This is a genomic window from Abyssibius alkaniclasticus (assembly GCF_020447305.1).
In the GTDB taxonomy this organism is placed as follows: Bacteria; Pseudomonadota; Alphaproteobacteria; order Rhodobacterales; family Rhodobacteraceae; genus Abyssibius; species Abyssibius alkaniclasticus.
The window spans coordinates 650,559-669,330 of record NZ_CP095732.1; the positions used below are offsets into that span (position 1 = coordinate 650,559).

General features: G+C 62.6%; 20 protein-coding genes. 14 read left to right on the forward strand and 6 right to left on the reverse strand.

Annotated features, from left to right (window positions below):
• Positions 1-115 precede the first annotated feature (115 nt).
• Positions 116-799, forward strand: coding sequence for a DsbA family oxidoreductase (locus LGT41_RS03410; protein ID WP_274128628.1), 684 nt, complete (start codon positions 116-118; stop codon positions 797-799).
• Between the two features lie 149 nt (positions 800-948).
• Here the strand turns inward: LGT41_RS03410 and rpsU are convergent, their stop codons facing one another.
• Positions 949-1,155 carry a 30S ribosomal protein S21 gene (gene rpsU, locus LGT41_RS03415; RefSeq protein ID WP_274128629.1) on the reverse strand — a complete coding sequence of 69 codons (207 nt, stop codon included), beginning with the start codon at positions 1,153-1,155 and terminating at the stop codon, positions 949-951.
• Positions 1,156-1,259: 104 nt separating this feature from the next.
• Here rpsU and LGT41_RS03420 point away from each other — a divergent pair, with 104 nt between their 5' ends.
• From LGT41_RS03420 to LGT41_RS03430, 3 genes are read left to right on the forward strand one after another with little or no spacing between them, the layout of a single operon-like run.
• Positions 1,260-1,985: a COQ9 family protein gene (locus LGT41_RS03420; protein WP_274128630.1), complete on the forward strand. Its 726-nt coding sequence runs from the start codon at positions 1,260-1,262 to the stop codon at positions 1,983-1,985.
• A 2-nt stretch (positions 1,986-1,987) separates the two neighbouring features.
• The gene (locus LGT41_RS03425; RefSeq protein WP_274128631.1) at positions 1,988-2,851 is read left to right on the forward strand and encodes a branched-chain amino acid aminotransferase; all 864 of its coding nucleotides are present in this window, start codon (positions 1,988-1,990) and stop codon (positions 2,849-2,851) included.
• Positions 2,848-3,849, forward strand: coding sequence for an NAD(P)H-quinone oxidoreductase (locus LGT41_RS03430; protein ID WP_274128632.1), 1,002 nt, complete (start codon positions 2,848-2,850; stop codon positions 3,847-3,849). The genes LGT41_RS03425 and LGT41_RS03430 overlap by 4 nt, the downstream gene beginning before the upstream one ends.
• 218 nt (positions 3,850-4,067) lie before the next feature.
• Here LGT41_RS03430 and LGT41_RS03435 read toward each other — a convergent pair whose 3' ends face one another.
• Complete coding sequence (locus LGT41_RS03435; RefSeq protein WP_274128633.1) at positions 4,068-4,709, reverse strand: ribonuclease T2 family protein; 642 nt, start codon at positions 4,707-4,709, stop codon at positions 4,068-4,070.
• A gap of 113 nt (positions 4,710-4,822) precedes the next feature.
• Here LGT41_RS03435 and LGT41_RS03440 point away from each other — a divergent pair, with 113 nt between their 5' ends.
• Both LGT41_RS03440 and LGT41_RS03445 read left to right on the forward strand, forming a co-directional pair.
• On the forward strand, positions 4,823-5,554 hold the full coding sequence (locus LGT41_RS03440) for a DUF1013 domain-containing protein (protein ID WP_274128634.1): 732 nt from the start codon (positions 4,823-4,825) through the stop codon (positions 5,552-5,554).
• A gap of 137 nt (positions 5,555-5,691) precedes the next feature.
• Positions 5,692-6,345 (forward strand): hypothetical protein, encoded by a 654-nt coding sequence (locus LGT41_RS03445; RefSeq protein ID WP_274128635.1) that lies wholly within the window; start codon positions 5,692-5,694, stop codon positions 6,343-6,345.
• A gap of 69 nt (positions 6,346-6,414) precedes the next feature.
• Here LGT41_RS03445 and LGT41_RS03450 read toward each other — a convergent pair whose 3' ends face one another.
• Positions 6,415-6,906, reverse strand: coding sequence for an L-2-amino-thiazoline-4-carboxylic acid hydrolase (locus LGT41_RS03450; RefSeq protein ID WP_274128636.1), 492 nt, complete (start codon positions 6,904-6,906; stop codon positions 6,415-6,417).
• Positions 6,903-10,361: a chromosome segregation SMC family protein gene (locus LGT41_RS03455; RefSeq protein WP_274128637.1), complete on the reverse strand. Its 3,459-nt coding sequence runs from the start codon at positions 10,359-10,361 to the stop codon at positions 6,903-6,905. Before LGT41_RS03455 ends, LGT41_RS03450 begins: the two co-directional genes overlap by 4 nt.
• Before the next feature lie 188 nt (positions 10,362-10,549).
• Here LGT41_RS03455 and LGT41_RS03460 point away from each other — a divergent pair, with 188 nt between their 5' ends.
• From LGT41_RS03460 to LGT41_RS03480, 5 genes are all read left to right on the forward strand, one after another.
• Entirely contained in the window at positions 10,550-11,092 is a 543-nt protein-coding gene (locus LGT41_RS03460) for an NADPH-dependent FMN reductase (RefSeq protein WP_274128638.1), read from the forward strand.
• Between the two features lie 114 nt (positions 11,093-11,206).
• A complete protein-coding gene (locus LGT41_RS03465; RefSeq protein ID WP_274128639.1) occupies positions 11,207-11,656 on the forward strand; it encodes a hypothetical protein in 450 nt (149 codons plus the stop codon).
• Positions 11,657-11,658: 2 nt separating this feature from the next.
• Positions 11,659-11,874 carry a helix-turn-helix transcriptional regulator gene (locus LGT41_RS03470; RefSeq protein WP_274128640.1) on the forward strand — a complete coding sequence of 72 codons (216 nt, stop codon included), beginning with the start codon at positions 11,659-11,661 and terminating at the stop codon, positions 11,872-11,874.
• An 83-nt stretch (positions 11,875-11,957) separates the two neighbouring features.
• Positions 11,958-12,626: a DUF2306 domain-containing protein gene (locus LGT41_RS03475; RefSeq protein ID WP_274128641.1), complete on the forward strand. Its 669-nt coding sequence runs from the start codon at positions 11,958-11,960 to the stop codon at positions 12,624-12,626.
• Between the two features lie 18 nt (positions 12,627-12,644).
• Positions 12,645-13,619 carry an NAD(P)-dependent alcohol dehydrogenase gene (locus LGT41_RS03480; RefSeq protein ID WP_274128642.1) on the forward strand — a complete coding sequence of 325 codons (975 nt, stop codon included), beginning with the start codon at positions 12,645-12,647 and terminating at the stop codon, positions 13,617-13,619.
• On the opposite strand, the gene LGT41_RS03485 is transcribed toward LGT41_RS03480, so the two are convergent.
• A complete protein-coding gene (locus LGT41_RS03485) occupies positions 13,616-14,695 on the reverse strand; it encodes an NAD(P)/FAD-dependent oxidoreductase (RefSeq protein WP_274128643.1) in 1,080 nt (359 codons plus the stop codon). The genes LGT41_RS03480 and LGT41_RS03485 overlap by 4 nt on opposite strands.
• Positions 14,696-14,752: 57 nt before the next feature.
• Between LGT41_RS03485 and mnmC2 the strand changes: the two genes are divergently transcribed.
• The 3 genes from mnmC2 to LGT41_RS03500 all read left to right on the forward strand — a co-directional run bounded on the left by mnmC2 (position 14,753) and on the right by LGT41_RS03500 (position 18,022).
• Positions 14,753-15,418 carry a tRNA (5-methylaminomethyl-2-thiouridine)(34)-methyltransferase MnmC2 gene (gene mnmC2, locus LGT41_RS03490; RefSeq protein WP_274128644.1) on the forward strand — a complete coding sequence of 222 codons (666 nt, stop codon included), beginning with the start codon at positions 14,753-14,755 and terminating at the stop codon, positions 15,416-15,418.
• A 109-nt stretch (positions 15,419-15,527) separates the two neighbouring features.
• A complete protein-coding gene (locus LGT41_RS03495; protein WP_274128645.1) occupies positions 15,528-17,189 on the forward strand; it encodes a thiamine pyrophosphate-binding protein in 1,662 nt (553 codons plus the stop codon).
• Positions 17,190-17,209: 20 nt separating this feature from the next.
• Positions 17,210-18,022: an NAD-dependent epimerase/dehydratase family protein gene (locus tag LGT41_RS03500; protein ID WP_274128646.1), complete on the forward strand. Its 813-nt coding sequence runs from the start codon at positions 17,210-17,212 to the stop codon at positions 18,020-18,022.
• Positions 18,023-18,028: 6 nt separating this feature from the next.
• On the opposite strand, the gene rpe is transcribed toward LGT41_RS03500, so the two are convergent.
• Positions 18,029-18,718, reverse strand: coding sequence for a ribulose-phosphate 3-epimerase (gene rpe / locus LGT41_RS03505; protein WP_274128647.1), 690 nt, complete (start codon positions 18,716-18,718; stop codon positions 18,029-18,031).
• Positions 18,719-18,772: the final 54 nt, after the last annotated feature.

Below are 18,772 nucleotides of genomic sequence, written 5' to 3' on the forward strand. Positions count from 1 at the left end.
CAAAGTCGCGGCTGCCCGGCACTGCCAAGGCGATAACGCCGTTTCAAATTGTCAAAGAAGGGCGATTGTTGTAGCAGCATTGCTTCAAAGCCACTCTTCCTGAGGACTTGATCCTATGCCTGCATTAAAGATTGTGCACTTTTCCGACGTTCTGTGCGTATGGGCCTATGTTGGGCAGGTCAGCCTTTTCAAATTGGTCGAGAAATTTGGCGACAGGATTGAAGTGGAAGAGCATTTCTGTTCCGTTTTTCCCGATACAGATGCCAAGATCAACAAGGCGTGGCAAGACCGAGGCGGTTTCAGCGGATACGCCAACCATGTTAAAATGATCGCCAAGGGATTTGACGGCGCGATCATTCACGATGACGTCTGGTCCAGGGTGCGGCCAAAATCTTCCGCAAGCCCGCACTTGTTTATCAAGGCGATAGAGTTGCTTGAACACGAAGCGACCGGCGGCACATTCTTCAGCCGCCCGTCGATCAGGGCAGCCAGGGAACTGCGGACCGCGTTTTTCGCCGAGGGTCAAGACATCTCCGATTGGATGGTTCAAAGAGCGATTGGCAAGAAGATTGGCGTGGATTTTGAAGAGGTTCTCAAAAAGATCGAGACAGGCGAAGCAATTGCAAAACTGGCCTCTGACTATGAGCTTGGGCAATCCTTGCGCGTTCAGGGCAGCCCGACCTACATACTGAACGAAGGGCGTCAGATTCTGTATGGAAACATTAGCTACAGTATTCTGGACGCAAATATCTCCGAATTGCTCGCTGAAAACGGACATGAGATCGGGAGCAACTGTTAACGGTTTGATCTTCACAACGGTGACCGGCCGCTTCGTCTGCTGAGCAGGCGCAATCCGTTCAGCCACGCCGCGCAAAAAGAAACCCCCAAAGCGGACTTTGGGGGTTTTACCTGACAAGGCCCATACGGGCCCAAGTTACAGATACAATATCAAAGCATCCCTTCGCGCTGCAATTTCTTGCGCGCAAGTTTACGGGCACGGCGCACGGCTTCGGCCTTTTCACGGGCTTTCTTGATCGACGGTTTCTCAAAATGCTGCTTGAGCTTCATTTCACGAAATACGCCCTCACGCTGAAGTTTTTTCTTCAGAGCGCGCAACGCCTGTTCAACATTGTTATCACGAACCATTACCTGCATGTCAGTTTCACCACCTTTCAGACGAGTGTTGCATAATTGCAGGAGGCTGCCCTATAGCAAGGGGCAGGGGCGCTGTCTACCGCCTGCTTGCTGAATTGGAGGCTATGATGCCCGCCAAGCCCAAATCCGAGGCTGATCATATCATAGAAACGCGCAAAGCCGTAATTGCGGCCGCTTTGCCGCATGTGGTGTTTGATGGCTGGAGCGCTGCGACGCTTGCCGAAGCGGTGGCTGATTCGGGGGTGGATGCCGGGCTTGCGGCGCTGGCCTTTCCGCGCGGCGCGGTTGATCTGGCGCTGGCATTTCACTTTGCGGGCGATGCCGAGATGCGCGCGCAAATGGCGCAGGCCGAATTTGGCGCGCTGCGCTATCGCGACCGTGTGGCGCGCGCCATTGCCATTCGGCTTCAGATTGCCGCACCGCATAAAGAGGCCGTGCGCCGCGGCATGGCGCTGTTTGCCCTGCCCCAACATGCCGCCGACGGGGCGCGCGCCGTCTGGCACACCGCCGATGCCATTTGGGACGGGCTTGGCGATGGCAGCCGCGATGTGAACTGGTATACAAAACGCATGACGCTTGGCGCGGTCTATTCCGCCTGTCTGCTGTTCTGGCTGGGGGACGAGGATGGCAGCGAAACGCCTGCCTTCATCGACCGGCGGATCGAGGATGTGATGCGGTTTGAAAAGGCCAAGGCCGCGTTCCGCAACAGCGGCATGGGCAAGCTTTGGGCGGCTGGCCCGGGCAAGATTCTGGGGCAGGTGCAGGCGCCTTCCCCGCAGACCGACATGCCGGGCTATACCGGCCCGACACACGCGAATACGGAGACCTGAACATGGCAATGGGCGGCAATATATTCACCTGGTATGCGGGTGAATGGAAGCGCGGCAATACCGCGATTATGGGTGCCGCCGATCACGGCGCCTGGCAGGGCACGATGGTGTTTGACGGCGCGCGCGCCTTTGACGGGCTGATGCCGGATCTGGACCAGCATTGCGCGCGTATCGTGCGTTCGGCGCACACGATGGGCATGAATTCACCGCTTGACGGGCCGCAGATTGAAGCCCTGATCCGCGACGGTGTGGCGGCGCTGAAAAGCGATGTGCCGCTCTATCTGCGCCCGATGATCTGGAGCCGGGAATGCCTGCCCTCGCTGATCGAGCCCGACCCGGATTCGACCGAGATCGCCATATGCCTGGAAGAACTGCCGATGAACCGGCCCGGCAATGTGGCGCTGACCGTGTCGCCCTATAAGCGCCCGCATCCCGATACCGCGCCGACCACGGCCAAGGCCGCCTGCCTTTACCCCAATAATGCCCGCATTATTACCGAGGCGCGCAGCCGTGGCTTTAACAACGCGCTGTCGATGGACCTTGACGGGCATGTCGCCGAAACCGGGTCTACCAATGTGTTCATGCGCCGCGATGGCGAATATTTTACGCCGAAGCCGAACGGCACATTCCTGAACGGCATCACCCGCCAGCGGATTATCGGGCTTTTGCGCGCGGCGGGCGAGACCGTGCATGAAGCCAGCCTCCTGCCCGAGGATTTTGCGCAGGCTGAAGAAATTTTCCTGACGGGCAATGCCAGCAAGGTCACACCCGTCAGCCGCTTTGAGGACCGCGAATTGCCAACCAAACACGGCTTTGGCATCCGCGACATGTATATGGATTTTGCCGCCACAACGGGGCGCGGATGAGCCTGCCTGCCACCATGCGCGCCATTGCCATTTCCGCCCCCGGCGGGCCGGAGGTGCTGCACATGCGCGACACCCCCGTGCCCCAGCCGGGGCCGGGTGAGATTCTGATCAGAATCACCGCCGCCGGTGTCAACCGCCCCGATGCGCTGCAACGCGCCGGCGCCTATAACCCGCCGCCCGGCGCCAGCCCCTTGCCGGGGCTGGAATGCGCGGGCCATGTGGCGGCTTTGGGCGAAGGTGTTGCGCAATGGGCAGTTGGCGATGCGGTATGTGCCCTGCTGCCCGGCGGTGGCTATGCGGACTATGCCGTCACCCATCAAGACCACGCCCTGCCCGTGCCTGCCGGGCTAAGTATGGTGCAGGCGGCGGGCCTGTGTGAAACGCTGTTCACCGTCTGGATCAACGTGTTTGACCGTGGCCGGTTGCGCGCGGGCGAAAGCTTTCTGGTGCATGGCGGCTCTTCCGGCATTGGCACTACGGCCATTCAACTGGCGCGGCTGTTCGGCGCGCGGGTGTTTGCAACTGCGGGATCGGGTGAAAAATGCGAGGCCTGCCTGTCGCTCGGCGCGCATCGGGCTATCAACTACCGCTCGGAAGATTTCGTGCAGGTGATCAAGGATGAAACCGAAGGCCGCGGCGTGGATCTGGTGCTGGATATGGTCGGCGGCGACTATATCAACCGCAACCTGAAGGCGCTGGCGCTGGACGGACGCCTGTCGATGATCGCGCATCTGACCGGCAAAACCGCCGAAGTCAACTTTTCCGCCGTCATGGCGCGGCGCATCACCATCACCGGCAGCACACTGCGCCCGCGCAGCATTGCCTATAAGGCCGAGGTGGCAGAGGCCCTGCGCCGCGAGGTTTGGCCGCTGATTGAGGCCGGGCGGCTGACCCCGCTGGTGGATTCGACCTTCCCGCTGGAAAATGCCGCGGCAGCGCATGAGCGCATGGAAAGCGCGGCGCATATCGGGAAGATAATTCTGTCGGTTGAGTTATAGGCCCCGGGTCAAGCCCGGGGCGGCGTCGGGTCAATTCCGCTTGAACGCCGCAAATCCGGCGCGGCGCAAGGGCAGAGCCCGTCGCGCATTGCCCCCAGAGTGGCGATTGGCCAGGGCAGGGTGCTTTTCTCGATTCTCATCCGGGATCGCGCCAAAATGTGAGCCCGCCAACCGCCTCATCGCCAGGTCGCGGCCTGTTGCCGCGCGGCTTGGCACCCTTAGCGAATTGGCGACATTTCAACCGTATCAAGCCCGCAATCGCGCCGCACGTCGCGCCCGCATTGGCGGGGGACAAGGTCGCTTGTCAGGCAGATGCGCACCTCCTGAATCAGCCCATCCTTGCAAGTGACCGTCACAGCATCGGGCGACAGCAGCGGGTTGGCCTCGATGAAGGCAGCTTCGATCACGCGCGGCGGAATATCCATTGCGCGCGGCAGGTTGCGCAGAATTTCGGGGCGGTTCACGGCGTCATAGGCGCGGCGCGACAGGGCGAAATATTCATCCGCCGAAAGCCCGGTGCAGCGGCCGTGTTTTTGCCATTGATACCAGGCAAGCCCCGCCCCGCCCATAATATCGGCCATGCCAGCCGACATGGCGCGGCTCGGGTCACGCTCGACCGTGCGGCAAAAGCTGGGCCAGCCCTGTTCAAACTGCGGCCAAAGCCCGTGCAGGGTGAAGCCAAAGCCGCGACCATCATCACATTGCGCATCGCGCCGCGCATCGCCTGTGGTCTCGCACCAGCTTGGTGTCCAGCTCAGGGCCAGAACGTAATAATCGAACTGGCCGGCGGGCTCGCCCTCGGCGCGGGCGGTCAGCGGGGCGGCAAGCAGCAGCAGGGCTGCAGAAAACATCTTTATCATTGCATTCATTGCGCCTATATACGGGGTCAATTCCCCTGCGAAAACCTCTAATCGCGCGGCTCGCGCACCCGGGTTATCGGCTCGGGAGAGATGTATTTATGATGGAGACGCTCATGGCGCTGCCCCTGATGACCAAAGCCACCGCCGTTTGGCTGGTAGATAACACCACGCTGAGCTTCAAGCAGATCGCCGCGTTTTGCGGCTTGCACGAGCTTGAGGTGAACGGCATTGCCGATGGTGAAGTTGCAACCGGCGTCAAGGGATTTGACCCGATCGCCAACCGCCAACTGACCGCCGCCGAGATCAAGCGTTGCGAAGATGACCCGCGCGCCAGGCTCACGCTGATGCACAACCCCGCCGCCGAGGGCGAGCAGAAGCGCAAAGGCCCGCGTTATACCCCGCTGTCCAAACGGCAAGACCGCCCCTCGGCCATTGCCTGGCTGGTGAAGTTCCACCCTGAATTGACCGATGGCCAGATTTCCAAGCTTGTCGGCACAACGAAGCCCACGATCCAGTCGATCCGCGAGCGCACGCATTGGAACATTGCCAATGTGTCGCCGGTCGACCCGGTCGCGCTGGGCATGTGCCGCCAGACCGAGCTTGATGCCGCCATCGCCAAGGCCACCAAGAACAAGGGTGCCGCGATGACCGATGACGAGCGCATGAAGCTGATGTCGACCGAGCAAAGCCTGCAGATGCGCGACGAGCCGCGCATTCCCAGCGCCATTTCCGGGCTTGAGAATTTCTCGCTGACTGATTCGGATGAAGATGACGACTCGCCGCTGCTGGTTGACGCCGACAGCCTGTTTAACCTTCCCGATAGCGATGAAGATGACGAGAAATAGGCCGTTTTTTGTGTTTTCGGTGGACAAATTGCGCTTCGTGCCCGAAATTCGGCCTATGGGGTTAAACACTAAATCGTGATCTGCTCTGGCTTAACGCAATCTGCCGCGCCTGTGGCGCCCGTAATTGGAAAGACACAATGAAAACCATACACAAAATGCTGTTTGCCGCGCTGGTCGTATTGCTGGCCGCAATGTTCTATGTCGCTGATTTGAACGGCAACAAGGTGCGCATTGCCGAAAATGACGCCATGACTGCCGAAACCGCACGGGCTGCGGCTGTAGCCGAGAACGAGGCTTTGGCTGCCCAGCTGGCCGCATTGCAGGCCGATGGTGAAGGCGCTGTTGCCGCCGCCGTTGAAGAAGCCACCGCCGCCAGCGAAATGGCCGCCGCCGCCGAGGCGCGGATTGGCGAGTTGGAAGCCATGCTGGCCGAAAAAGAAGCGATGATCACCGAAGCCGATGCCGCCGCCCAGGCCGCCGCCGCTGACGCCGCCTCCGCGCTGAGCGATGCGCAGGCCGAGGTTGCCACGCTGACCGCCGAGCTTGAAGAAGCCAAGCGCATGGCCGCAGAAGCCCCGGTCAGCACCGATGGTTCGGCCGAGCTGGCCGCCGCACAGGAAGCTGCCGCCAGCGCACAGGCTGAAGCCGAAGCTGCAAACGCTGCCGCCGAGGCTGCGGCACGCGAAGCTGCGGCTGCCGCTGAAGCCGCCGCCGCCCGCATTGCCGAGCTGGAGGCCGCTTTGGCTGAAGCCGAGGCTGCTGCTGCCGCCGCGGCCCCTGCCAGCAATTAAGGCGAAAAACCACGAGATAAAATCGCGCCGGGGGCAACTCCGGCGCCTTTTTATTGCAAAACCAGTCGGCTATTCGGGGCTGTCGGCACCAAAATCATAGCGAAAGGTGCAACAGGGCGCGCCTTGCATGATGGTCTGATCGCGGGTCAGGCTGGCCTTTGGGTTGAACCCCTCGATCAGGGCCGCGTCCCGATTGCAGCTAAGAACCGCCCCCAGTTCCGGCACGCCCAGCGCGCGATACATTTCGGCATAGCGGCAGCGGGTGACGTTGAAATCGAGATGGCGGCCATCGTCGCGCAGCGTCTCAAGCTCCAGCGCGCCGCCACGGGTCCAGAATTCCAGCGTTTCCTTGAAGGCCGCAGCATCCGCCCCGTATTCCGCCGCCAGATCTGCCCCCTGATCACGGGCAATCTGCTCGATTGTGTCGCGCAGAATCTCCACCACGGCCGCGCGGCCAAAGGCCTTGGCCAGCGCGTCAACCACCGGCACAAGAATGCGCGCCTCAACCTCGCGGCGGGTCAGCACGCCAATGGTTTGGGTGAGGGTGTCGGGCTTGCTCATCCCTCGATCAGCTCCTCGGCCTGACGCAGATCGACGCTGACAAGCTGGCTGACGCCCTGTTCGGCCATCGTAACGCCGAACAAGCGGTCCATCCTGCCCATTGTGACCGCATGATGCGTGATGATCAAAAACCGTGTATCGGTTTGGCCGGTCATCTCGTCGAGCAGGTCGCAAAACCGGGTGACATTGGCGTCATCAAGCGGCGCGTCCACCTCGTCCAGCACGCAAATGGGCGAAGGGTTGGCCAGAAATACCGCGAAGATCAGGCTCAGCGCGGTGAGCGTTTGCTCGCCGCCCGACAGCAGTGACAGGGTCGACAGTTTCTTGCCCGGCGGCTGGCACATGATCTCCAGACCTGCTTCCAGCGGATCGTCGCTTTCCACCAGCACAAGATTGGCGTCACCCCCGCCAAACAGGCTGCGAAACAGCACGGTGAAGTTCTTGTTCACCTCGTCAAACGCCGCCAGAAGCCGGGTGCGCCCCTCGCGGTTGAGGTTGGCAATACCGTGGCGCAGCTTGTCAACGGCAGCGGTCAAGTCGTTCTTTTCAGCGGCCAGCGCGTCAAATTCCTCCTGCACCGCGCGGCTGTCCTCTTCGGCGCGCAAATTCACGGCACCCAGCGATTCGCGCTGGCGCTTCAGCCGCGCCACCTCGATCTCGATGGCATCGGATGCGGGCATCTTGTCGGGGTCAGCGCCAAGGCTTTCCAGCAGGTTCACGGGGCTTTGGCCGGTTTCCTCAACCACACGGCCCTGCGCCACTTCAACCCGCGCGGCAGCCGCCTCGGCCACGGCTTCGGCACGGGCGCGCGATTCACGCGCTTCCGAGGCCGCGCGCTCGGCGCTGCGCTCGGCGGCTTCGGCACTGCGCAGCGCGGTCTCACCCTCGGCCAAGGCATCAGCGGCAGCCTTGCGGCGGGTTTCGGCCTTTTCCAGCGCACGGGCCATTTCATCGCGCTTGGCGGCCAGAATTTCGGGGGTTTGGCGCGCGGCGTTCAAATCGCTTTCCGATTGCGCCTGCCGCGCTTGCAGGTCGGCAATGCGCTGGGTGGCGCTGTCCAGCCGGTTCGACCAGCTTGTGCGCTCGGTTGCGATTTCTTTCATCCGCCGCACCCGCGCCTCACCCTCGCGGCGCAGATCATCGGCGATGGAGCGTTTGGTGAGCATGGTCATACGCGCCGCTTCAACGGTGATTTTGTGGCTGTCCACCGCCTTGCGCGCGGCATCGACATCACCCAAATCCTTCATGCCCGCCTTGGCCTCGGCCAGTTGTGCGGCGGCGTCGGTATCTTCGGCTGCGCGCCGCGCCACGGCGCTGGCCAGCGTTTCGGCCTTGCCGTCAAGCAGGCTGAGCGCTGCATCGGCGGCATTGGCGGCGCGGGTGGCCTGGGTCATCGCCTCGTCTGCCGCTTTGCGGGTGCGGCGGGCCTCGGCCTCTTGCGCCTGGGTTGTGTCAAGCGCGGCGCGGGCGGCTTCATGGGCCGCACGGGCGCTGGCGGCGCTGGCCTCGGCACCCTCTAGCGCGGCCTGCAAATCGGCCAAACGGTTCTTTTGCTGCAGGCGCAAGGCGGCGGCGCTCGGTGCATCATCGGCGGCGGCGCGGTAGCCATCCCAGCGCCACAAATCGCCGTTCCGCGACACCAGCCGCTGGCCGGGGCGCAGTTGCGCCTGTAGCGCGGCACCCTCGGCGGCATCCACAACGCCGATTTGTGCCAGCCTGCGGGCCAGAACGCCCGGCGCATCGACCTTGCCGGCCAGCCGCTCAACACCCTCGGGCAAAGCGGCATCCGGATCATAGCCGGCCAGCAAAACCCAGCCCGAACGCCCCTCGGGCCCACATTCCGGCGCTTTCAGATCATCGGCAAGGGCGGCGCCCAGGGCCGCCTCATAGCCTTTTTGGGTTTTGACCAGTTCCAGCAGGTTGCGCCCATCGCCCGCCTCGCGATCGAGCATCCGCGACAGGGCATTGGTTTCAGCGCGCAAGGCCGTGGCCTCGCCTTCGGATTCAGAACGCGCCGCGCGCGCCTCGGATTCGGCATTTTGCGCTGCTGCGCGCGCGGTTTCAGCCGAAAGCAGCGCGGCTTCGGCTTTGGCCGATCCTGCCTGCGCATCCTGCTGCGCGGCCTCGGCCTGCAGTTTTTTGGCCTCGGCCGCTGCAAGCTCGGTCTTGATCGCCTCGGCCGCACTGCGCGCAGCTTTGGTGGCAGCCGCGCAACGCTCTAGCTGGCTTTGCGCATCGGAAAGCCGCCGTTGCGCGGCCTGATGCCGTGCGGCAAGCCGTGCGGCATCCTCGGTCATCTGGTCAAGCGCGGTTTCCTCATCTTGCAACGCGCTTGCGGCATCGCGCGCCGCATCGCGCGCGCTCGCAAGCTTGTCATCCTGGCCCTGAGCGGCTTTTTCCAGCGCCGCGCGCTCCCAGTCCAGCCGTTCGATGGTTTCGCCCGCATCCTTGTTCAGCCCGTGTTCGCGCGCAATATCGCGGCCAAGCTGGGCGATGCGGCCTTCAAGCTCGGCAATGGTTTGCCGTGCCCGTGCTTCCTGCTCGGCCAGCGCATCGCGTTCATGCGTGAGCCGCGCAAACACGGCACCGGCCACGGCCTCTTCCTCGCGCAGCGGCGGCACGCGGCCTTCGGCGGCGGCCCGCGCCCGGCCTGCCTGCGCGGCGGCACCCTGGGCTGCGCCTGCGGATTTTGTCGCATCGGTCAGCGCCGCGGCAGCCGTGGCGCGTTCGTTTTCCGCCTCGCGCCAGCGGCGATACAGCAACAGGCCCTCGGCGGCGCGCAATTCTTCGGCGATTTCGCGATAGCGGGCGGCCTGGCGGGCCTGACGGGCAAGCGATTTGAGCTGCGCTTCAAGCTGCTCCAGCACATCTTCAACCCGCGCAAGGTTGGTTTCCGTGCCGTTCAGCTTCAACTCTGCCTCATGCCTTCGCTGATACAGGCCGGAAATGCCCGCCGCTTCCTCCAGCACGCGGCGGCGGGCCTGCGGTTTGGCGTTGATCAGTTCCGAGATCTGCCCCTGGCGCACCAGCGCGGGGCTGTGCGAGCCGGTCGAGGCATCGGCAAACAGCATCTGCACATCGCGCGCGCGCACCTCTTTGCCATTGGCCTTATAGGCCGATCCGGCATCGCGGGTAATGCGGCGCACCACATCCAGCTGGTCTTGTGTGTTGAAGCTTGCCGGCGCCAGCCGCTCGCGGTTGTCAATGGTCAGCGACACTTCGGCATAGTTGCGCGCCGGGCGGGTGGAGGCACCGGCGAAAATCACATCCTCCATGCCGCCGCCACGCATGGCGGTGGGCCGGTTCTCGCCCATGACCCAGCGCAACGCCTCCAGCAGGTTCGACTTGCCGCAACCATTTGGCCCGACCACGCCTGTCAGCCCCGGCGCGATGGCCAGTTCGGTCGGGTCGACAAAACTTTTGAACCCCAAAAGGCGCAGTTTGGTGAATTGCACGGACAAACCTGATTCTGTTGCAACCGACAGGATTCCGCCCCAGCGCCCCAGAGTCAATAACGCATACAGGATATGGCGGGCCTGTGCAGAATTACCACCAGATATCGTGGCAACAATCGGTTTCCCGGCGCCAAGCTTGTATCTGGCCCGAAAGCCGTTAGCTAGCAAAGGAACAAAAAGGAGACCCTATGATCCCGCTGACCTTGCTTGGCATTTCCGGTGCATTGCGCAAAGACTCTTCAAACACCAAACTCGTTCATGCCGCCGAAAAGCTGTTCAAACCGGCCCGCTTCGAGTTCGCCGACCTGCGCCTGCCGCTTTATGATGGCGATGTTGAAATCGCTGATGGCATCCCCACAACCGTGCAAAGGCTTCATGCGCAAATTGCCGAAGCGGATGCCGTGGTCATTTCCACCCCCGAATATAACAAGGCAATTTCCGGCGTGCTGAAAAACGCGCTCGACTGGGTCAGCCGGATGGAGGGCAACCCCTGGGCGGGCAAGCCTGTGGCGGTGATGTCGGCCGCCGGCGGGCGCGCGGGCGGCGAGGTTGCGCAATACACCCTGCGCCATTGCCTAACCCCCTTTGCCCCCGATCTGGTGCTGGGCAATGCCGTGATGCTGGCCGATTCGCGCAAGCAGTTTGATGAAGACGGCAATCTTATCAATGAGATAACCGAAAAATCCCTGACGCGGCTGATGGAGGCTTTGCGCAAACGTGCGGGTGGATAAGTCTATCAGATACGACACCATGTAAATATTTCTTTACATGGTGTCTCAAATCTCATACTTAGTGTCAACTTGATCTGACTCAGTGTCGAATCATCCAGACATAGGAACCTTGGTATGAGCTACGAAGAAAAGAACTCCATCATCTCGCTGATCGTTACGATCGGCGTGTTCGGCTATTATGGCTTCCGGTTTTCGGGCCTTTATGCCGAAGGCTATTTCACCGGCCCCGAGGCGATGACCCGCACGGGCTGGGAAATTCTCTACTTGATCGGCTATGGAATCATTGCCCAGATCATCGGGCAGATCGTGCTGACCATCCTGTTCTCCATCCTCGCCAATGACCCCAAACCAAGCTTTGTGGTCGATGAGCGCGACCGCCTGATCAGCCTGCGCGGCGTGCGCTTTGGCTATGCCTTTGCCGGAGGTGGGGTCACGCTTTCCATCGTCGCGCTGGCCTTTGGCTGGGATCCGGTCATCGTGTTCAACCTTGTCATTTTCTCCATTGCGGCTGGTGCTTTCGTTGAAACGCTGGTCAAGGTTGTCCTCTACCGGATCGGGGGTTGAGCATGGCAAAATCCCGCGTTGAGAACGATATCCGCCGCTTGCGGTTCGAGCATGGCGAGATGACACAAAAGCAACTGGCCGAGGCGGTGGGCGTGACCCGCCAGACCATCGTGGCCATTGAAAAGGCAAATTATTCCCCCTCGCTGGAACTGGCATTTCTGATTGCCCGCGTCTTTGACCGGCCGCTTGAAGACGTGTTCACCTTCAAGGCCACCTAAGCGTTTTTCACACAACCGCGCCTGAAACTGCGCCGCCATCGGCAGCGCAAGAAACAGTTGCGCCCAAATTACAGGAGGCCAGCATGGCCGGACATTTCAAGAAAGACTGGGGCGTGCCGCTCGTGCTGCTGGGTCTTGGCACCCCGACAATGATTTTCGGCATTGTGAAAGCTCTGGCGCTTTACACCGCCGCCACAACCGGGGTGCTTCCCGAAATTGTCGATGCACCGCATCACTTTACCCGCCCCATCCCCATTGCGCTGCATGTGCTTGCGGGCATTGTATTTGTGCTGACCGGGCCAGTTCAGTTTGCCCATCGCATTCGCATCCGCTGGCCACGCGCGCACCGGATTTCGGGCAGGCTTTATGTGGCATCGGGGCTGGGGGTAGTCGGGGCCGGGCTTTGGATGAACCAGGTCTACCCCGCCTATGGCGGCGCGTTGAAATACTGGGGCGTTCTTGGCTTTGGCCTGCTGTTTCTTGTCAGCATCGGCATGGCCCTGCGCGCCATTTACCGCCGCGATATCCAGCGCCACCGCATCTGGATGAGTCGCGCCATCGCGCTTGGTCTGGGGCCGGGCACGCAGTTCTTTCTGGCCATCGCGCTCTTTGCCACGATCGGGATGACAGATTTTGGCATTGGCGTCATCGTTGTGCTTGGTTTTGCCATCAACCTTGCTGTTGCCGAGCGCCATATACGTAAACATCTCAGCCTGAAACTGTTGGGCGCTCCGCTTGCACACCAGGCATGACCAAGAGGGAAATTTCACATGAAAGCCGCAGTTTACCACAAGTACGGCCCGCCCGAATCCGTTAGGGTCGAGGAGGTTCCGACCCCGACCGCCAAAGCCGGCGACGTGCTGATCCGTATTCGCGCCACCACCATTTCCACCGCCGACTGGCGGGCGCGCGCCCTGATTCTGCCCAAGGGTTACGGGCCAATGGGGCGCCTGGCCTTTGGTGTGTTCGCCCCGCGCTGCAAGGTGCTTGGCCTGAGCTTTGCGGGTGATATCGTGGCGCTTGGCAAGGGCGTGACGCGGTTCAAGGTCGGCGATGCCGTATTCGGGTTTTCCGGCATGTTCAAATTCGGCTGCCATGCCGAGTTCATCGCGCTCAGGGCAAGCGGGCATATTCTGCCCAAGCCGGAATCGCTCAGCTACGCGGTTGCGGCCAGCCTGTCATTCGGCGGCACGACGGCGCTGTATTTTCTGCGCGACAAGGCCAATGTTCAACCCGGCGAGCGGGTGGTCGTGGTCGGTGCATCAGGCACGGTGGGCAGTGCCTGTGTGCAAATCGCCAAACATTTCGGCGCAAATGTAACCGGCGTATGCAGCGCCCGGAATGCCGCGCATGTTCTGGCGCTTGGCGCGGATGAGGTGATTGACTATCAGACCGAAGACCTGACCAAGCGCCGCCAGACATGGGATATTCTGGTTGATTGCGTCGGCAGCACCAGCTTTGCCACGCATAAGCACCTGTTGGCGGCGGGTGGGCGGCACTGCCTTGTGCTGTCGAGCCTCGGGGAGGCGCTGCGCGCCATCTTCAGCCGCCAGCCAGACGGGCGACGCGCGATTTCCGGCACCGGGGGCGAAAGCAACGCGGCTTTGCAACTGCTCGCCGATCTGGCGGTCAGCGGCGCGGTTGTCCCGCCGATTGACAGCGAATACCCGCTTCATGACATTGTGGCCGCGCATCGCCGCGTGGATAGCGGGCGCAAATGCGGGGCCGTGGTGGTGCTGCCCTAGCGCGGGCGCATATGGTCTTCCATATGGTAATGCGGCGGGATGTCGGGCCTGTCGCCCCGTGCCATTGCCACAAGGGCATCGGCAATAAGCGGCGCCAGTGCAAAACCCGTGCGAAACCCCCCGGTGGCGGCCAGAACGCCCGGCTGCACCCAGCCGAGCATGGGTTCGGGCCTGGGCGCGCGCGGCCGCACCCCGGCCCAACGCGCCACTATGGGTTGGGCGTGCAACGCCGGCACCAGCGCAAAGGCGCGCTGCAGCACCGTATCGAGCTGGCCATCGGTGCTGTGCGCATCGTCAAAATCCTCTTCGCTGGTGGCGCCGATCGCCACACGCCCCGAAGCATGGGCGATGATGTAGATGCCATCGGCATATAGGCTGGGCGTGCTGGGGGGCAACCCGCCCGCCAGCAGCGCCGCTTGCCCTTTCACACCGCGCATCGGGGCCATGCCGGGCCAGTTGGCCACTCCCGTTGCCAGAATGATCAGCGGCGCCGTCAGAATGCCGCTTGCGGTTTCAACCCGCCCGCTTTGCACCGCCTGCACATGCGTGTTGGCCGCAAATCTGCCGCCCGATGCACGAAATGCCGCCAGCACTGCCGCACAGGCCAGCGCCGGATCGATTCGCGCGCTCAGCGTATCCTGCACGATGCCGTAAGGGGCGGCGGCGGGGTTCAGCCAATCTGGCATCGCGCTGCGCACCAGCCAGAGACCCGCGCCTTCCCATAATTCAGCCGCGAAACCGGCGCGCTGGGGTGCAAGTTCGGCGGCACGCGCCGTGGTCAGCGGCACAATGCGCCCGGTTTGCCCATAGCCACTGGACCGCCCGCCCAGCGCCTCTACCCCGGCCCAATAGGCGGGCGCGGCACGCAGTGCGCGAAACTGTGCCGCTTTGCGGATATTCCAGTTTTCCGGCATATAGGGCGACAATGCACCAACAAGCCCGCCACTGGCCCCGGCACCGGGGCTTGCCGCACGTTCCAGCAGCAGCACGTTCTGGCCGGCCCGCGCGAAAGCAAGTGCCGCGGTCAGGCCAAAAACCCCCGCGCCCACCACGATCACATCACTTGTCTGGCCCATTGCAACACATCCCGCTTCGCCGCACACTCTGCGCGCTTAAACCACGAAAGAAACATCGTGCAAAACCCTGAAATCGCGTGGCTTGCTGGCGATGTGCCGCTGGCCACGGCCTTTGACGATCCGTATTTTTCGCGCGAGAACGGTCCGGCGGAAACCGCGCATGTATTCCTGGCCGGCAATGGCTTGCCGGGCCGGTTTGCGCCCGGTTTTCATATTGCCGAGCTGGGGTTCGGCACAGGGTTGAATGCGCTGATGGCCGGGCAGGCCTGGGGGCAAGCGGGCTGCGCGGGGCGGCTGGACTATACCGCCTTTGAAGCCTTTCCGCTTGGGGCTGCGGCGACAGCGCGGGCGCTTTCGGCTTGGGCGTTTCCCGACAAGGCTGCGCTTCTGGATGGGCTGGCGGCGGGGACAGTCTGCATTCAGACACAATCGCTGAACCTGCGCCTGGTGCTGGGCGATGCGCGCCAAACGCTGCTGTGCGAATCCTTCAAGGCCGACGCCTGGTTTCTGGACGGGTTCAGCCCCGCCAAAAACCCCGAACTGTGGGGGCCGGAGCTGATGCAGCAGGTTGCGCGCTGCACGGCGCCAAAAGGGCGCTTTGCCACCTACACCGCCGCTGGCCATGTACGCCGCGCGCTGGACGCTGCCGGGTTCGAGGTGGCGCGGATGCCGGGATACGGGCGCAAGAAGCATATGAGTTGCGGGCGGTTGCGCGGTGGATAGGGCAGATGCCTCCGGCGGGGATATTTTTGAGCAAAAGATGTTGCGGGCAGGGCTTTAACCCCGCGCTGAATTGTGCTGCTGTGGGGCAGGATCATCGGGAGAATTCGGGATGCAGACCGGCGGGCAGATTTTGGCGGCATGTTTGGCAAAGCAGGGCGTGCGGCGGATATTTGGCGTGCCGGGCGAAAGCTATCTGGCCGTGCTGGATGCGCTGGTCGACCACCCCGAAATTGCGCTGATCGGCAATCGCAACGAGGGCGGGGCCGCCTTTATGGCCTGCGCGCATGGCGAGTTGACGGGCGCGCCCGGGATATGCTTTGTCACCCGCGGCCCCGGTGCGACCAATGCCAGCATTGGTGTGCATTCGGCGATGCAGGGCTCGGTGCCGATGATCTTGTTCATCGGCCAGATTGCGCGCGAGATGCGCGGGCGCGAGGCTTTTCAGGCGGTGGATTACCGCGCGTTTTTCGGCCCCATCGCCAAATGGGTGGTGGAGGTGGACAGCCCCGACCGGCTGCCTGAAATTATTGCCCGCGCCTTTGTGGTGGCACAATCGGGCCGCCCCGGCCCGGTGGTTGTGGCCCTGCCCGAAGATATGCTGACGGATATGAGCGATGCGCGCCCCGCGCCGCCCGTCAAACTGGCCGAGGCCGCGCCGAGCGTTGATGCCATCCACGAATTGCGCCGCCTGCTTGGCCGCGCCGAGCGCCCGCTGATTGTGCTGGGGGGCGGCGGCTGGTCGGCCCAAGGCCGCGCCGATCTGGCAGGCTTTGCCGAAGCCAACCACATTCCCGTGGCCACGGCCTTTCGCTTTCAGGACTTGATCGACCATTTTTCGCCCAGCTATTGCGGCGATGTCGGGCTGGGCAAGACCAAGGCGATGCGGCAAGCCTTGGACGAGGCCGACCTGATTTTCGCGCTCAACATCCGCTTTGGCGAGAACACCACCGATGGCTATGCGCTTTGGCCGGTGCCGCGCATGGGCAAGGTGCTGGTGCATAGCCATGCATCGGATGCCGAGCTTGGCAAGATCTATCAGGCCGACCTGCCCATCCACGCCCACCCGAACGCATTGATGGCGGTGCTGAAGGGTATGGATATGCGCGGCGCCTGGGCCGATTGGTGCGCGCGCTGTCATGAGGGGTATAGGGCCAGCCTGACCATTCCGCCCCAGCCCGGAACGCTGGATATGGGCCGCGTTGTGGCGCATCTGCAAGCGGTGCTGCCCGAGGCCGCGATTTTGGCCAATGGCGCCGGAAATTTCGCGATATGGTCGAACAAATACTTCCGCTTTGGCCCCAAGGCGCGGCTGCTGGCCCCGCAATCGGGTGCAATGGGCTATGGCCTGCCGGCCGCGATTGCCGCCAAGCTGGAATGCCCGGATGTGCCGGTTGTGTGCTTTGCGGGCGATGGCGATTTCCAGATGAACCTCAACGAGCTGGGCACCGCCATGCAGCACGGGGCCATGCCGATTGTGCTGATCGTGAATAACGGCACCTATGGCACGATCCGTATGCATCAGGAGCGCAGCTATCCGGCGCGGGTCAGCTTTACCGATATCGACAACCCCGACTTTGTGGCGCTCGCGCGCGCCTATCGCGCCCATGCCGAGCAAGTGACCCGCACCGAAGACTTCCCCGCCGCCTTTGCCCGCGCCTGCGCCTCGCCCACCGGCGCCGTGCTGGAACTGGTGATCGACCCCGAAAGCCTGACACCGGGCCAGACGCTGAGCCAGATGCGCGCGGCGGGTGAAGCGAAGAATCGCATATGAATAACAGACAGGAGGCAGATATGCCCGATTACAACCGCATTCTCATCACCGGCGCGGCTGGCAGCCTTGGGGGGCATTTGCGGCGTGGGTTGGCGCCCTTGGCCAGTCATTTGCGGCTGGTGGACCGTGTGGATATGGGCGCGGCTGGCCCGAATGAGGAGATCCGGCAGATTGATCTGGCTGATCGTGCAGCCGCGATGGATGCCACCAGGGATTGTGATGCCATCGTGCATTTCGGCGCGCCGCCGCGTGAGCAGACGTTTGAGGAGATCGTATCCGACACCATGCCCGCCAGCTACCATATGTATGAGGGCGCGCGGCTGCATGGGGTGAAGCGGGTGATCTATGCCAGCTCGATCCACGCCATCGGCTTTCACGAGGTGAACAAGATCGCCACCACCGACATGCCCCACCGGCCCGACACGTTTTATGGCATGACCAAGTGTTTCACCGAGAACCTTGCCAGCATGTATTGGGACAAGTTCGGGCTGGAAAGCGTGTGTTTGCGCATCGCCTCGTGCTTTCCCGAGCCGAGCAACCGGCGGCTTTTGTGGAGCTGGCTGAGCTTTGATGACATGGTGCGCCTTGTCACCGCCGCGCTGACCGCGCCGCGCGTCGGCTTTTCGGTGATCTATGGCACCTCGGACAATTCCCAACAGGGGGTGGATAATTCCAAGGCCAGCCATATCGGCTATCGCCCGCAAGACAGCGCCGATGCCTTTGCCGCCAAGGTTCTTGCTGCCACCGAACGGCCCGACCCGGATGCCTTTGTGTCGCGCGTGATCGGCGGCGAGTTCGCCGCGCATCCACACCCGGACGATGTGAAGAAATAGGCGGCGCTAGGCCTGTGCCGCCTCGGCTGCTGCACGAATGGCGCGCATATTGTCGCCATAAACCTGCGGCGTGTCGACCGAGCCGCCCTTGAACACAGCCGAGCCTGCGACCAGCACATCGGCGCCAGCGGCGGCCACCAGCGGCGCGGTGGTCGGGTCAATCCCCCCATCCACCTGAATATGGATGGGGCGATCGCCGATCATTCTGCGCATATCGCGGACTTTACCAACCATCGAATGCGTGAATTTCTGGCCGCCAAAGCCGGGATTGATTGTCATGATCAGCACCATATCGACCGCGTCGAGAATATGTTCGATATGGCTGATCGGCGTGGTCATGTTAAGCGCCACACCGGCTTTCTTGCCAAAACCGCGCACCGCCTGCAGGCTGCGGTGCAGATGCGGGCCGGATTCGGCGTGAATGGTGATCATGTCTGAACCCACCTTGGCGAAAGCCTCGATATAGGGGTCGGCGGGGGCGATCATCAGATGCACATCCATGAAGGTTTTCACATGCGGGCGGATGGCGGCAACGACGTTGGGGCCAATGGTGAGGTTCGGCACGAAATGCCCATCCATCGGGTCCACATGGATCCAGTCGGCGCCTTCGGCTTCAACCGCGCGGATTTCGGCACCGAGATTGGCAAAATCGGCAGACAGGATGGAGGGGGCGATCTTGATGGAACGGTCAAACATGGCGGGCCTTTGCTGTGGTCAACTGGCAGCGTGTTAGGGCAAAATACCGGCTTT

Coding starts and splice junctions, on each gene's coding strand:
- LGT41_RS03410 (WP_274128628.1), top strand. CDS start 116: ATGCCTGCATTAAAGATTGTGCACTTTTCCGACGTTCTGTGCGTATGG.
- rpsU (WP_274128629.1), bottom strand. CDS start 1,155: ATGCAGGTAATGGTTCGTGATAACAATGTTGAACAGGCGTTGCGCGCT.
- LGT41_RS03420 (WP_274128630.1), top strand. CDS start 1,260: ATGATGCCCGCCAAGCCCAAATCCGAGGCTGATCATATCATAGAAACG.
- LGT41_RS03425 (WP_274128631.1), top strand. CDS start 1,988: ATGGCAATGGGCGGCAATATATTCACCTGGTATGCGGGTGAATGGAAG.
- LGT41_RS03430 (WP_274128632.1), top strand. CDS start 2,848: ATGAGCCTGCCTGCCACCATGCGCGCCATTGCCATTTCCGCCCCCGGC.
- LGT41_RS03435 (WP_274128633.1), bottom strand. CDS start 4,709: ATGATAAAGATGTTTTCTGCAGCCCTGCTGCTGCTTGCCGCCCCGCTG.
- LGT41_RS03440 (WP_274128634.1), top strand. CDS start 4,823: ATGGCGCTGCCCCTGATGACCAAAGCCACCGCCGTTTGGCTGGTAGAT.
- LGT41_RS03445 (WP_274128635.1), top strand. CDS start 5,692: ATGAAAACCATACACAAAATGCTGTTTGCCGCGCTGGTCGTATTGCTG.
- LGT41_RS03450 (WP_274128636.1), bottom strand. CDS start 6,906: ATGAGCAAGCCCGACACCCTCACCCAAACCATTGGCGTGCTGACCCGC.
- LGT41_RS03460 (WP_274128638.1), top strand. CDS start 10,550: ATGATCCCGCTGACCTTGCTTGGCATTTCCGGTGCATTGCGCAAAGAC.
- LGT41_RS03465 (WP_274128639.1), top strand. CDS start 11,207: ATGAGCTACGAAGAAAAGAACTCCATCATCTCGCTGATCGTTACGATC.
- LGT41_RS03470 (WP_274128640.1), top strand. CDS start 11,659: ATGGCAAAATCCCGCGTTGAGAACGATATCCGCCGCTTGCGGTTCGAG.
- LGT41_RS03475 (WP_274128641.1), top strand. CDS start 11,958: ATGGCCGGACATTTCAAGAAAGACTGGGGCGTGCCGCTCGTGCTGCTG.
- LGT41_RS03480 (WP_274128642.1), top strand. CDS start 12,645: ATGAAAGCCGCAGTTTACCACAAGTACGGCCCGCCCGAATCCGTTAGG.
- LGT41_RS03485 (WP_274128643.1), bottom strand. CDS start 14,695: ATGGGCCAGACAAGTGATGTGATCGTGGTGGGCGCGGGGGTTTTTGGC.
- LGT41_RS03495 (WP_274128645.1), top strand. CDS start 15,528: ATGCAGACCGGCGGGCAGATTTTGGCGGCATGTTTGGCAAAGCAGGGC.
- LGT41_RS03500 (WP_274128646.1), top strand. CDS start 17,210: ATGCCCGATTACAACCGCATTCTCATCACCGGCGCGGCTGGCAGCCTT.
- rpe (WP_274128647.1), bottom strand. CDS start 18,718: ATGTTTGACCGTTCCATCAAGATCGCCCCCTCCATCCTGTCTGCCGAT.